The sequence below is a fragment of the Blautia sp. LMAG:36 genome, from assembly GCF_008680535.1.
Lineage (GTDB): Bacteria > Bacillota > Clostridia > Lachnospirales > Lachnospiraceae > Blautia_A > Blautia_A fusiformis.
This window is the reverse complement of sequence record NZ_NALB01000006.1, coordinates 17,501-32,405: the sequence shown is the minus strand read 5'-3', so window position 1 is coordinate 32,405 and position 14,905 is coordinate 17,501. Positions and strand designations below refer to the sequence as shown.

The following is a 14,905-nucleotide window of genomic DNA, read 5'->3' as shown; positions in this document are numbered from 1 at the left end:
GTCAACCTCTTTGATTAATTATTTTCAAAAGCTCAGCCAGAGTTTCTGATTCTTCATAAAAAAATCTCGTACATTCTGTCCGTCTGTCACGAATCATGATGACCAGCTCCTGAAGCAGATAGCGAAGACCATTTCCCTCAAAATTAAAGCTGTAGCGTTTCAGGAATTCCTGACCTTCTATTTTGGCTTCAAAATATCCGGTATTCCACCAGTCACCGGGTACGGTGATACGCCCCCTGGTTCCGATGATCGCAAGCTCGTTTTCCACATCCACCGTTGTTCCAATCTCAATGGTCGCCAGTGCCCGGAGATACTTCATCGTGATCATATCATAAATAAAGCAGCCGTCACTGCTTTTCACCGCATTGCTCTTCACCTCCAGGTAATCCTTACCGAGAAGCTTGATGCATGCACACAGCGCCTGGCTGACTGTTTCGCTGAAATTTTTTCCGCCCTCAAAATCATCCTGTGAAATCGCGCATTTTACAGCTACCACATCTCCCACAAGCGCTCCATGTGTCAGCCAGACGAGCTGCGTAAAAGCGCGCAGATAGACCATGGTAAGCTTCTCTACCAGAACAACCTGATGTGCCTTTGCCAGTGCAAACAGCTCTCTTATCTCTTCCGGTTCCAGAGCCATAGGCGTGTCACTGATCACATATTTATCACATTCCAGTGCCTTTCGGATATAATCTGCCCTGTTTTTCAGACCGGATCGGATATAAATGATATCCAATCCTTCCAGAAACTGCCCGTAATCTGTACCATAAGAGTCAAGTTCGTATCTGTCACAGAATTCTCTCGCAACAAAAACGTCCTCGGAATACACACTTTCCACATGCAGTCCGCTGACATACTTGGACTCCATCACCATTTCGTTGTCCTCTGTATCATCCGTAACAATGCCCATGCTGTAGATCATACCCTCACTTCTGAGCTTGGTACTGGAAATATTTTTGGTACGTTCCAGATAAACGACCTCACAGTAATTCTTCAGATAATCAAATTTGCCACGCCAGTCCGAACCGACTACCAGAAGGTCGATATTGTATTTTGTAATGTCATTTAGCTTCTGCCCCTGATATTCCTCTACAATGATCTCATCCGCAAAACCAGTCTTGCGGACATTTTCGATACGCTTCAGAAGGCTGTCCTGTACATTCAGCTTGCCGCGTTCGATATCATAGCTTTCACTGGTGACACCCACAACAAGATAATCCCCCAGCTCCCTGGCTCTTTTCAGAATATTGTAATGTCCCTGGTGGAACAGATCAAAGGTACCGTAAGTAATGACTTTTTTCATTATTAATTTAATCCTGCGCTTTCTCTTCTTTATTTTTCAAAAGCACTTCCATTTCCCCCTGCGGTTCTGTGATCTTTAATATATCATCCAGGTCCTGGAGCTGCTCAAATTCCTGTGGAGCTCCGGCATCATCCATGCCTTCCTCCATCTCAAGATCCTCATCTACAAAGAAATCCTCGCCACGGATTTCTTCCGTCTCTTCTGTCTCATGTTCCAGTACAGCCGCCACATCGTCCTTCACCTTACGTGCATCCTCCTCGTCCAGAGTTGCCGCAAGCTCCTCAATGGCTTTCTTTCTTTTCAGTATGATCTCATAACGGTCATCTTCATCATATTCATCCTCAAGTCCTTCATCCTGCACCTGCCTCTCACGTTTGAACAGAATAAATGTAAGCAGGTTTAGTACCCCTCCGTAGAGGAAAGATACCGGCTTGCTTCCAAGGATCAGCACAAGCACCCAGGATACTCCGAAAAGCACCCAGACATTCAGCATCTGCGGGATGCTGAGAAGAAGCAGGCCGTTGAGTACGATCATGATCGGATAATGGAAAAAATAAATCCCCATGGTATTTCTTCCAACAAAGGTAACCGGCAGCTTCACATCCGGGATCAATGCCAGAAACGTCAGCACCAGCACAAAAGATACCAGATACATCAGAAGGCGAATCAGCATTCCTGTGATATCATCCATTCCCGATAACTGATACGTATGATTCCCACGGAAAATATCTACCGGGATCTCATTGGCGATCATAAAATTCGGAACTGCATACAAAAGCAGGGCTGAAACCAGGAGCAGGATCCATTTACCCTTGAATTTACGGACCACGTCTGTGTAATCACTCTTCCACAGATAGCCTGCCACAAAAAACGGAAAAAATACAACAATCCTGGAGCTTGAAAGATAAGTCGTAAATTCCGGTCTTGTTCCTGCCCACAATGCAAAAATAATGCTCAGAGGCACGATAAAACGTATCTTGCCAAGTGCTTCGATAGTCAGCCTGTAGATAAACAGTGCCAACACATACCACATAACTGTTCCGGACGGACGGAGCAGCTCATAATCCATGCTTCTGCCGGTCCAGATATAAGCATACCAGGTCAGACTGTATCCAAGAATATAAGGGATCAGCAGATTCTTCACATTCTTCAGTACATCCTGTGGCTTCTTGGAAAGATATCCAGATATAAAAATAAAAGCAGGCATGTGAAAAATGGTGATCCCATACCATACATAACGCACCACCATGTCCACCTTGACCAGCTGAAATGCGATCAGATGATTAAATACGACAAGAAAGATCAGTACTACTTTAATGTTATCGACCAGGTAAGAATACGGAACTCCCTGGCTATCCGTTCTCTGTTTCATTTGTTTCCACCTTGTAATATTTGATAAAAGTATGAATAAATAATAACATATATTTATGAATTTGGAAATAAAGAATTAATATATGTCAGAATTATTCACCTCTTCCAGAATTTTTCAACGGTATTTCCATATCCCGTGGAGCGCATAGGAAACAAAGAAAAACAGACTCTTCAGCGGACCATATCCCACATACCGATACACCTGATAAGTCATTGCCGCAGACTTCAGCTTATTTCTGGATTTTCCCCCTTCACTGAGCCGGTATTTCAGGTAAGGTCTGTTGATCCCTGCTGCAAATCCTCCCTTTCTCAGGATCCGGAGCCAGGTAATGTAATCTTCATGGCTGTCATCATGCTCCATTGGAAACGCAAGTGCATCTTCTCTGCGCAGCAATACGGAAGAACAGTTGATGCTGTTATGCTTCAGAAGCTCCCTGTATGTGATCCGTTCCTTTACCGGAATATATTTGCCGGTAGTGCGCCCATCCGGCGTCATCAGCTCTCTTCCGGTGGAGCAGATCGCACAGCCGGTCTGTTCCATAACCTCTGTCTGGGATTTCAGCTTGCCCTTTTCCCACCAGTCATCCGCATCCAGAAATGCGATATATTTTCCCCGGGCTTCCTTTACGCCCCGGTTTCTGGAACGGGCAGCCCCCATATTCTGTTCATTTTGGATATAACGGATCTTTCCGCTGTCCATATATTTCATTACAGCAAGTTCTGTGCCGTCTGCAGAACAGTCATCAATGACCAGCACTTCTACCGGAACCTCCTGTCCCAGTGCTGATTCGATCGCTTTTCCAATATATCTTTCCCCGTTATATACGGGCATCACTACGGAAACCAACGGCTTTTCCATAAAAACAACCTCCGTCCTCTCTATCCACAAAATGCGCGTCAGGATGATCTGCCGCAGCCTGACACGCATTTCGTTTCGTTACTTATTTTTTGTCTTCGGAATCCTTAAGAGCGTTCTTCTGATTATCATCCACGCCCTCGGAAACTTCTTTCTGGAAAAAGATCTTTACAGTCATAAACAGAAGCTTGATATCCAGAAGGAATGAATAATTTTCAATATAAAACAGATCCAGCTTCAGCTTATCATACGGTGTGGTGTTATATTTGCCATATACCTGAGCATAACCGGTCAGTCCGGCTTTTACCTTAAGACGATAGTGGAATTCCGGGATTTCCTGCTCATATTCCTGCATGATCACATCTCGTTCCGGACGTGGACCTACAAGAGACATATCACCCATAAACACGTTAAACAGCTGGGGAAGCTCATCCAGATGCAGGTTACGCAGAACATGTCCTACCGGTGTGATACGGGAATCGTGCTTAGACGCAAGACGCGCTCCGTTCTTCTCGGAATCCACACACATGCTTCGGAATTTCCGGATGCGGAATTCCTTTCCCTGATAGGTAAGACGATCCTGGAGATAAAATACCGGACCGCCGTCATAAGCCTTCACCGCAATGGCAATGATCAGCATGATGGGTGAGGATACGATGATCCCAAGTCCGGAAACAATGATATCCAGAACTCTCTTGGCTGCACGCTGCTCCATGGAAAGTCCCTGATTCCTGCACATCAGAAGCGGCGTATCAAACAGATGGATCCTGTCTGTTCCAAGCAGGATGATATCGGAAATCTTCGGGCTCATATAGCAGCGGATGGAATGAGAAAAACAGTATTTCAGATACCTGTTTCGGATCTGGGACGGAAGATCCCAGATGATCACGCCTTCATAATCTTCCATCATGGCATGGATCTTCTCTTCGCCCTCACGGATATGAACCTTACCGCTGATATCGTATTTATCCTTTCGGGTGTTCATCTTGTGGATCACATCACCGGGATCACGGTCTCCGTAGATCACCAGCAACCTTCTGGCTCCGTACAGTCTGGAGTAAATATACCTGGAGCCCCAGATCCACAGTACCGTCACAACAAGCTGGACTCCGGTCATTTCGATCACCGGTCTGGCCGACATAAACCATCTGTTGATCAGTGTGATCTGAAAATACGTCACAACATTGGTACAGATCGTTGCCAGCGTCAATGAATAAAATACATCGATACGCTTCAGATAGCCTACCTTCAGACCTCCGTAAAGCTTGGCAAACATCAGATAGATCAGCGCATAGATCAGGATCATTACCCAGTTACCTTTTCTCCAGAATGGCTTCAGGATCAGGTCACTGTAAAAATCATACCATACATAAGCAAAGATCGCTGCCTGTGCGATCACGATCAGACTTGCCAGACAAAATACCACAAATCTCTTATAATCTTCTCTTTTACTTCTATTCACAGATTTTTCTTCCTTCCTGAGGAGTAGATATTAACTTCATCATTATAGCCAATATATACTCTTACGTCCAGAGATTCCTCTGATTTTTCTCCTGATATTTTCCTGTCAGGATGTTTTTTTCCGTGACTATAGCAAAAATCCCCAGGAGCTTACCCGGGGATTTTTGGCTGTATATATTTATTTTTCTTTTTCAGTTTCCACGCCTTTTCGAATTATTCATTCACCAGGTTATACTCTTCGATGGATTTGTTGATGGAATCTGCCATGTTTTTCACAGCTGTATCCACATCCTCTTTTCCGTTGAGCATGCTCTCAATCTCGGATTCCACGGTAGCTCTTGCCTCCGGGAATACACTTAACAGAGCGCCTACATAGTCGGCAGAAGAATCATGGAGCTGGTCGATCGCTGTCTGGAACTGCGGATATTTTGCAACATTAGCCTTAAATACCTGCTCTTCCTGAGCCTTTACAGTTACAGGGAAATATCCGGTCTGTGCGTTCCAGTAAGCCTGAGACTCCGGAGAGATCAGGAATTTTACGAACTCCCATGTTGCACGAAGCTTTTTCGGATCATTGTTGTTCAGTGCCCAAAGAGATGCACCACCGATGGAAACACCGCCCTCGTCACTGGATTTGATTTTCGGGAAGTATGCAGTACCAACCTCAAATTTTCCGTTTACATCCTGAAGGATCTGTTTCAGGGAAGCTGTGGAGCCAAGAGTGATCGCAGATTTTCCTGCAGAAAAATCTGCAAGACCAGCATCACCGCCTTTTCCTACGACCGGTGCGAAGCCCTTGTCGTTAAGATTCTTCCATGCTGTAAGGATATTCTTTGCAGCATCATTCTCGTCAAAAGCAACAGCTGTAGCAGCCTCTTTACGTCCGTTTCCGTTGTTTGCATACTCAAGGCCCTGCTTTCCGATAAACTGCTCGAAAAACCATCCGTAGATTCCAAGAGACATTACCTCGCCTGCGCCGCCTTTGTCCAGAAGATCCTGTCCGATCTCACCGATGCCTTCCAGGCTGTCCGGAATTTCTGTGATGCCTGCTTTATCAAACATATCCTTGTTGTAATACATGATCGGTGTGGAAGAGTTGAACGGCATGGAGTACAGCTCATTGTCGATGGTGTAGTATGCAGCCAGGTTCGGCTCGATCTCAGATACATCGTAGCTGTCTGCGTCGATCATCTGCTGCATAGGCACGATCCATCCGGAATCGATCATGAATCTTGTTCCGATCTCATATACCTGTACAAGATCCGCACCCATGTTTCCGATCTGTGCACTTTTCAGCTTGTTCAGGGAATCATCATATTCCCCCTGATACTGAGCATCTACCGTAATTCCGTATTCATTCTCATCGTTAAATTTTTTTACCAGTGTATCGATCGCCTCACCATTGACACCACCCATGGAATGCCAGAAGGTAATGGTAGTTCCGTCTACATCGGAAGCATCTGCCATTTCCACTTTTTCATCTGTGCCGGCATCTGCGGCGAATACAGTTACTCCGGAAAGAGAACCGATAGTCATTGCTGTGGTAAGGAAAGCTGCGATGATTTTTTTCTTCATAACTTTTTTCTCCTCTTGAAAAATTTTCTCTTTTTTCATTTTTTATATAAGATGAACTGCCCGTCTTACGACTTTGCAGTATCTTTTTGCAATATTTTCCCCTTACAGCAGGATGCTGCAGGGTTGCTGCCTGCTCCGATATCAGCCCTTGACTGCACCCGAGAACATTCCTCTGATCAGCTGCTTCTGTCCAACGATAAAAATGGAAATGGACGGAATGATGATCATAACAACGCCTGCGATCATCAGGGTGATGGACTGTGAATCCACACTATCCAGCATACTGATACCGATCTGAACGGTTCGCATATTGTTGGAGCCCGTTACAAGCAGCGGCCACATGTACATATTCCATGCGTTGATAAAAGTATACACTGCCATAGCGCCAATAGCGGATTTTGTCAGCGGAAGCAGGATCCTTACGATAAATTTCAGATTGCTGCAGCCATCAAGCTTTGCCGATTCATACAGTGAGATCGGGAAAGTCATGTAAAACTGGCGGAACAGGAAAATTCCCATTGCGGATGTAAGGTAAGGCACGATCAGTACCTGATAAGTATCCAGCATTCCCCAGCTTGATACAGTCAGGTAGTTGGAAATGATCGTTGCCTCTCCCGGAACCATCATGGTTGCCATCACAACCATGAAGAAAATACCTTTTCCTTTGAATTCCAGGAAAGAAAACGCAAAAGCAGCAAGAGAACAGGTAATGATCTGTCCGATGGTAATGCATCCCGCCATGATAAAGGAATTCAATATGAATCGGAGAAGTGGAACGGTGCGGAATGCATTGATAAAGTTGGAAAAGGTCGGATTCTTGGGAAAGAGATTTAACTCTGTAGTAAACAGTTCACTGGAAGGCATCAGTGCAATACTGATGGCATAAAGCAATGGAAGCAGGACCAGAACCGCAAACACAACATTTGCCGTAACACGGAGTGCTGTTCTTGTCCTTCTCTTTGCAAGAGCCTTTGCATTCATAGCTTTTTTCAGCTCCAGAAGCTCCTCTTTTGACATATTTCCCACTGCCGGGACTGCCATATTTTCCATCTGGCTCATCAGTAATTCCCTCCCTTCTTCTCAATACGGAACATGATCAGTGTGATGATCATGATGATCACAAACAGGATAACCGACTGGGCTGCCGCACTTCCGAAGCGGTAGTTAAAAAACGCATCCCTGTAAATGGAATAAACAATAACATTGGTAGACTCATTAGGACCACCCTCTGTCAGGATCTTGATCTGTCCAAAAGACTGAAATGCCTGTATGATATTTACCACCAGTGTGTAAAACATGATCGGGGAAAGTCCCGGAAGCGTCAGGCTGAAAAACTGCTGCACACTGCTGGCTCCATCCACAGAAGCTCTCTCATAAATGGTCTCATCAATATTTCCGAGTCCTGCGGAAAAATACAGAAAATTGATCCCGCTGTTCAGCCACGCAGTAAGAATGGCTACGCAGATCAGAGCCGTGTTCGGATCGTTCAGCCAGTTGATATTCAGGCCGGTAAGCTTGTTCACAATGCCCACTGCCGGGTGGAGCATGATCTGGAAGATCATCGCCGCAGAGCTGGATGCAATAGCCATTGGCAGAGCATAGGATGTACTGAACACCCGGATTCCCGGAAACGCCTTGTTACAAAGCACTGCTGCGATCAGACCAAGAAGCATGCCGCCGACCACAACGATCAGCACAAAGATCAGCGTCACCTTCAGACTGTTGATAAAGGATGCTGACTGAAGCAGCTCTTTATAATTGCCCAGACCAACGTACAGCTTTGCCTGTCCCATCTTGTTGGTCTTGTAAAGACTTAAATAAATTGTTTTCACAAACGGATAAAACAGAAAAATTCCAAAAATAAGCATACAAGGCACCAGATATAAGTACGGTGTGATCTTGCTTTTGCTGTTATTTTCCATAACTATTTCTCCTCCTTGCATAATCAGATTCTATCTACAGGCTGATCTGCCTGTACTCAAGCTCTTCCGTGACATAAATTCATGACACAAAAATATTTTCTTCTGTCTCCGGATCAAACACATGGGCCTTCTCCATATCAAAATACAGAGAAACCTTCTCCCCTACCTGTGTCTGATTTTCCGGACTTAAGCGGACTGCCAGGGTTTTGCCCTGCTCATCAAAATAGAGGATCACTTCCGCTCCCAGCATCTCGCGGTTTACTACAGGCTCATCTACATCTACGCTTTCATTTTCAATACCAAGCTTTTTCGCCTCATCAAACTCGTAGATATCCTCCGGACGGATTCCAAGGATCACGTGTCTGCCGTTATATCTGTCTGCAATCTGTTTTCCTCTGGTTCCGTCCAGATAAACCTTTTTCACAGTTTTGGCATCATCCAGAAGAAGGGCCGTGCGATTATTTTCTTCTGCTTTTACCGTACACCGGAAAAAGTTCATGGACGGAGAACCAAGGAAGCCTGCCACGAAAAGATTTACCGGATTGTCATAAATACTCTGCGGCGCTCCCACCTGCTGGATCAGACCATCCTTCATGACCACGATCTTAGTCCCAAGAGTCATGGCCTCTGTCTGGTCGTGCGTTACATAAATAATGGTGGTGTCCAGCTGTTTATGTAATTTCACAAGCTCCACACGCATCTGAGCACGGAGCTTTGCATCCAGGTTGGAAAGGGGCTCATCCATGAGAAAGGCTTTCGGCTTCCGGATAATTGCACTTCCAATGGCAACTCGCTGTTTCTGACCGCCGGAAAGAGCCACCGGCCTCCGGTCAAGAAGCTGGTCGATCTCCAGGATCTTTGCCACCTCATGGACCTTTCTGTCGATCTCATCCTTCGGAAGCTTACGGATCTTCAGGGCGTATGCCATATTTCCATAAACTGTCATGTTCGGATATAAGGCATAGTTCTGGAACACCATGGACATTCCCCTCTCCTTCGGTTCCAGATAATTGGAAAGCTCACCGTCTGTGATCTCCTCCAAGCCTGCGATGATACGCAAAGTGGTGGATTTTCCACATCCGGACGGACCTACAAAGATCACAAACTCTTTATCATGTATATCAAGATTAAAATCCTTCACACCGTAATGCTCCGAATCAAATTGCTTACATACATTTCTAAGTGCAATTTCTGACATTATTTATCTCCTTTCTCTTCTCTCGCTCACATAGTTTGTAGTATAGGATTTTTCCGGCTGTTCAGATATCGTGATTGAGATAAAGCTTTGTGAATTGTATGTTAAATTGTTTCAGAAATTATATGCAATTCCGTTAAATTCTTTCTCCAGAGTAAAATACCCATCGTGTTATGTTGCCACCTTCTTTCGCCGTCATCTCTGTCCTGCATCATATCTTCCAATTTTTATTACATTGATCACAACAGCTCTCTCCAATATGTCAGCAATATGGATATTTCCCGTCTCCTCGCATATCTGAATCAAATAAAAATAGAATATTCATATTTAATACTTGCCTCTCTTCCAGATAAATGCCAACTTTCAGGCTTTTATGATCACTTGATTTGTGCAATTTTTTATGTTGTTTTAATTTTTTCTGTAAAATCTCAAATATATACTTTGTTTTTGTCTAATTTTACCCTTGAAGTTTTGTACATAAGTTAAACAATACAAAATATTATTCTTAAATTTTCTAACTTTTTGTTAGCCACCTCGTCCGAGAAGTGCTATAATAATCCCAGTCAGAAAAGAAATGCAGAATTCGTGTTACTGCGAACAGCGCGAACAGCAACATTACCGGAATCCATGCATCAGGAGGAGGAATTTGACATGATCACATTGAAAGCAGAGAAAAGAAACCCGAATGTAAAAGCTAAAAAATTAAGACGTGAGGGTTACGTCACAGGAATTCTTAGTGGAAAAGAAATGAAAGAGCCTGTAGCACTTCAGTTTAACGGTGCCGAGGCAGCCAAATTCATTAAAGCAAATAAAGAAGGTACACAGGTTTACTTGGACATCGAAGGCGAAAAAGTTGATGCCCTGGTAAAAAATATTGACTATAATCCAATTGAAAAACAGCTGATGGCTCTGGATTTCCAGGCACTGGTAGCCGGTGAGAAGGTTTCCACAACAGTCGCTGTCAAACTGGAGCACACCGACATGGTTCAGGGTATCGTTGAGCAGGAGATGGAAGAGATCCACTACAAAGCAGATCCGTCCAACCTTCTTGACACCATCGTCATCGACTTCAACGGCTATCCTGCAGACGTCCGTGATATCCATGTAAAAGACCTCCCGATCCCGGAAGGCAAACACGTCCACTTCATCACTCCTGAGGATGCAGTTGTTGTTCATATCGGTGAATATGAGGCAGCTCCGGAAGAGGATGAGGACGCTGAAGGCGCTGAAGCTGAAGCGAAATAATTTTATAATTTCATATGAAATATTTCAGGGGATTGCCTGGTGGCAATCCCCTGGTTTTGTTTACATAATTCTAAGAATGTTATTTCATTTGTAATTTCTTTATCTCATCCAGCGGCAACCCGGAAAAATTAGAGATATCTTCCAGTGTAAATCTGCTGTCTTTGAGCATTTTCTATGCTGTAAGCAGCGCCTGTTTCTGAATCCCAATACTTTCACCCTCTGTAAACCCCTGTGTTCTGCCTTCTGTCCTTGCATCATCACACATTTCCTGTACAGCCTGACACATATCAACACTCCTTAATAAATTTTTGTTAGCGATCTATAAACACTCCGTCAAAAACTGCCCTACGGCGTATCGGCTTCGCCTTGTTTCTTAACCTCACTCTACTACTAAACGATTATATACAGATTTTATTATCACATTACTATATGTATCGGAAGCAAGGTTCTCTTTAATGTTCCTTATTTCCTTATGATAATCTCCTTTATCAATCCAATCTCTATAAATGACCTTCTTACAATTTGCAAATTGAATAGTCACTTTCGAAAATATTTCTTCACCATCTATATCAGTAATGATACCTTCTCCCAGCTCTTTGTGGATAAGATGTTGTCCCACCATAATTTCTTTTTGATTTATATTTCCAGAATAATTGTCCACTATATATTGAATAAATGAATTTAATATGTAAATATAATCTTCAAAATTGTTTTCTATTTCTTTAAAACATCTATTTCTCCATTCTACAGAACTTCCATTTTGGTCATACAATAAATTTATTTCTGAACAAATATAAGAAACACCAGGAACAATGAAATAAGAAAATTGCTTAGGTGCAATTAACTTTTGATGTTTAGACCAAAAAGCGTTTTTTCCAATCAATATATGAAGTAATAAATGCTCAATATAATTGCAATAAACTAGACGTTCTGCTTTTTGGTACTCAAACGGTTGTTCTAATGCACATCCTGTACGCGAAAGCATATAGCCTTTATCTTCATCTATATGATGACAAAATAACCCTTCTTTAGTTCTTGAAATTCGCTTACTTTTAGTTTTACAAGTAGCATTTGTAAAATAATCATATTTAGCTGGTCCATATTTCTTTAATAAATATGACACAAATTCATCGTAATTCATTTCCATCTCTTCTAAGATTTCTTTAGATTCCATTTTTATTTCTCCGAATAATATATATCATTTATTATAGCATAAATTATTGGATTATATTTATCAAAAAAATCCTTTACTAATAAATCAATAGAAAAATTTATATTTTGACAACTCTATAATTAATCTTCATAAGACTTTAACGGATGAATTTTTGCTCAAAATGTTCTAATTTACAATCATACCGGGGGAAGAAATCTTTGACGTGCAAACTCCTTTTTGTCTGGATTTTGGCAGGGCCCCAAAGTTGGTACCCTGCCCTTTTTGGACAAAACAAAAGAGCCTGAATGCCTTGATTTTAAAGGCTTTCAGGCTCCTAAGGAGCAGGGGATGAGAGAATCGAACTCCCACCAAAGGTTTTGGAGACCCCTATCATACCATTTGACCAATCCCCTATATATAAGAAAAAGTGGCTGTTGGCCACAAATTCTTTTACATTGTACTCTCAAAACTACATACATGCTTGTTGATCGTTAATCAAACTCTTTGAATCAATTCTTAACCTGCGTTTCTTGGTCAAGCCCTCACCCGATTAGTAACAGTCAGCTCCATGTGTTACCACACTTCCACCTCTGCCCTATCTACCTCGTCGTCTTCAAGGGGGTTTACTTCACTAAGAATGGGATATCTCATCTTGAGGGGGGCTTCACGCTTAGATGCCTTCAGCGTTTATCCCTTCCGGACTTGGCTACCCGGCCATGGCTTTGGCAAGCCAACCGGTCCACCAGCGGTCCGTCCATCCCGGTCCTCTCGTACTAAGGACAGCTCCTCTCAGATATCCTGCGCCCACGCCGGATAGGGACCGAACTGTCTCACGACGTTCTGAACCCAGCTCGCGTACCGCTTTAATGGGCGAACAGCCCAACCCTTGGGACCTACTACAGCCCCAGGATGCGATGAGCCGACATCGAGGTGCCAAACCACTCCGTCGATGTGAACTCTTGGGAGTGATAAGCCTGTTATCCCCAGGGTAGCTTTTATCCGTTGAGCGATGGCATTCCCACTTAATACCACCGGATCACTAAGCCCTACTTTCGTACCTGCTCCACCCGTCGGTGTCGCAGTCAAGCTCCCTTCTGCCTTTGCACTCTTCGAATGGTTTCCGTCCATTCTGAGGGAACCTTTGGGCGCCTCCGATACCCTTTCGGAGGCGACCGCCCCAGTCAAACTCCCCGCCTGGCATTGTCCCACCGCCGGATTACGGCGGCTGGTTAGAAGCCCAATATCACAAGGGTGGTATCCCAACAGCGGCTCCGCGGCAACTGACGTTACCGTTTCTCAGCCTCCCACCTATCCTGTACATGCAACACCGGACCCCAGTGCCAAACTGGAGTAAAGCTCCATGGGGTCTTTCCGTCCTGGCGCGGGTAGCCAGCATCTTCACTGGCACTTCAATTTCACCGGATGTATTGCCGAGACAGCGCTCAAATCATTACGCCTTTCGTGCGGGTCGGAACTTACCCGACAAGGAATTTCGCTACCTTAGGACCGTTATAGTTACGGCCGCCGTTTACTGGGGCTTAAATTCAAAGCTTCGACTTACGTCTGACCTCTCCTCTTAACCTTCCAGCACCGGGCAGGCGTCAGCCCATATACCTCACCTTTCGGTTTCGCATAGACCTGTGTTTTTGCTAAACAGTTGCTTGAGCCTATTCTCTGCGGCCTGCTCTCGCAGGCACCCCTTCTCCCTAAGTTACGGGGCCATTTTGCCGAGTTCCTTGGCAATACTTCTTCCGCCGGCCTTAGGATTCTCTCCTCATCCACCTGTGTCGGTTTACGGTACGGGTACAATATGAACGATAGCGGCTTTTCTTGACGCATGGCTCACGGGCTTCGCTACTAATCTTCGCTCCACATCACGTCTTCCCATTGCATGGCGGATTTTCCTACCATACTGGTACCTCGCTTGTACCGGGCTTTCCATTCCCGGCTCCCGCTCTCCTTACGTGTCCCCACAGTTCTGTCATACTGCAGTACAGGAATATCAACCTGTTGTCCATCGGCTACGGCTCTCGCCCTCACCTTAGGTCCCGACTCACCCAGGGCAGATCAGCTTTACCCTGGAAACCTTGGATATTCGGCCTAGAGGATTCCCACCTCTATCTCGCTACTCATTCCGGCATTCTCTCTTCCATGCAGTCCACAGCTCCTTCCGGTACTGCTTCTTCCCGCATGCAATGCTCCTCTACCAATCTTTTCAGATTCCTTAGTTTCGGTGGCGCGTTTCAGCCCCGGACATTTTCGGCGCAGGACCTCTCGACCAGTGAGCTATTACGCACTCTTTGAATGTATGGCTGCTTCTGAGCCAACATCCTGGTTGTCTTCGAAATCCCACATCCTTTTCCACTTAACGCGCACTTTGGGACCTTAACTGTAGGTCTGGGCTCTTTCCCTTTTGACCGCCCAACTTATCTCGTGCAGTCTGACTCCCGGTGATATCTACACGGCATTCGGAGTTTGATATTCTTCGGTAGGCTTTGACGCCCCCTAGGAAATTCAGTGCTCTACCTCCGCAAGACTCACACCGAGGCTAGCCCTAAAGCTATTTCGAGGAGAACCAGCTATCTCCGGGTTCGATTGGAATTTCTCCCCTATCCACACCTCATCCCCACCCTTTTCAACGGATGTGGGTTCGGTCCTCCACTACCTCTTACGGCAGCTTCAACCTGGACATGGATAGATCACCCGGTTTCGGGTCTACTCCTACTGACTCTGGCCCTATTAAGACTTGGTTTCCCTACGGCTCCACACCTGAAGTGCTTAACCTTGCCAGTAAGCGTAACTCGCCGGACCGTTCTACAAAAAG

10 protein-coding genes, 1 tRNA gene and 1 rRNA gene (1 of these 12 only partly in view) are annotated in these 14,905 nt (G+C 44.7%); 1 reads left to right on the top strand and 11 read right to left on the bottom strand.

What is annotated here, in order from left to right:
- Position 1 precedes the first annotated feature (1 nt).
- From CCC17_RS07530 to CCC17_RS07495, 8 genes are all read right to left on the bottom strand, one after another.
- Positions 2-1,303: an adenylyltransferase/cytidyltransferase family protein gene (locus CCC17_RS07530; RefSeq protein WP_015525326.1), complete on the bottom strand. Its 1,302-nt coding sequence runs from the start codon at positions 1,301-1,303 to the stop codon at positions 2-4.
- Positions 1,304-1,310: 7 nt separating this feature from the next.
- Positions 1,311-2,675: an acyltransferase family protein gene (locus CCC17_RS07525; protein ID WP_015525325.1), complete on the bottom strand. Its 1,365-nt coding sequence runs from the start codon at positions 2,673-2,675 to the stop codon at positions 1,311-1,313.
- 114 nt (positions 2,676-2,789) lie between these two features.
- Entirely contained in the window at positions 2,790-3,533 is a 744-nt protein-coding gene (locus CCC17_RS07520) for a glycosyltransferase family 2 protein (protein ID WP_173759068.1), read from the bottom strand.
- Between the two features lie 82 nt (positions 3,534-3,615).
- Entirely contained in the window at positions 3,616-4,992 is a 1,377-nt protein-coding gene (locus tag CCC17_RS07515; RefSeq protein ID WP_022427091.1) for a sugar transferase, read from the bottom strand.
- 212 nt (positions 4,993-5,204) lie between these two features.
- Entirely contained in the window at positions 5,205-6,566 is a 1,362-nt protein-coding gene (locus CCC17_RS07510; protein ID WP_287082842.1) for an ABC transporter substrate-binding protein, read from the bottom strand.
- Positions 6,567-6,707: 141 nt separating this feature from the next.
- The gene (locus tag CCC17_RS07505; RefSeq protein WP_287082841.1) at positions 6,708-7,625 is read right to left on the bottom strand and encodes a carbohydrate ABC transporter permease; all 918 of its coding nucleotides are present in this window, start codon (positions 7,623-7,625) and stop codon (positions 6,708-6,710) included.
- The gene (locus tag CCC17_RS07500; protein WP_287082839.1) at positions 7,625-8,488 is read right to left on the bottom strand and encodes a carbohydrate ABC transporter permease; all 864 of its coding nucleotides are present in this window, start codon (positions 8,486-8,488) and stop codon (positions 7,625-7,627) included. Before CCC17_RS07500 ends, CCC17_RS07505 begins: the two co-directional genes overlap by 1 nt.
- Before the next feature lie 79 nt (positions 8,489-8,567).
- Complete coding sequence (locus tag CCC17_RS07495; protein ID WP_287082838.1) at positions 8,568-9,686, bottom strand: ABC transporter ATP-binding protein; 1,119 nt, start codon at positions 9,684-9,686, stop codon at positions 8,568-8,570.
- A gap of 648 nt (positions 9,687-10,334) precedes the next feature.
- Between CCC17_RS07495 and CCC17_RS07490 the strand changes: the two genes are divergently transcribed.
- Complete coding sequence (locus tag CCC17_RS07490; RefSeq protein ID WP_161209943.1) at positions 10,335-10,928, top strand: 50S ribosomal protein L25; 594 nt, start codon at positions 10,335-10,337, stop codon at positions 10,926-10,928.
- A gap of 379 nt (positions 10,929-11,307) precedes the next feature.
- On the opposite strand, the gene CCC17_RS07485 is transcribed toward CCC17_RS07490, so the two are convergent.
- The 3 genes from CCC17_RS07485 to CCC17_RS07475 all read right to left on the bottom strand — a co-directional run.
- On the bottom strand, positions 11,308-12,102 hold the full coding sequence (locus CCC17_RS07485; RefSeq protein WP_287082836.1) for a hypothetical protein: 795 nt from the start codon (positions 12,100-12,102) through the stop codon (positions 11,308-11,310).
- A 321-nt stretch (positions 12,103-12,423) separates the two neighbouring features.
- Positions 12,424-12,494, bottom strand: a tRNA-Trp gene (locus CCC17_RS07480).
- Between the two features lie 117 nt (positions 12,495-12,611).
- Positions 12,612-14,905 (bottom strand): 23S ribosomal RNA (locus CCC17_RS07475) (it continues 594 nt past the right edge of the window).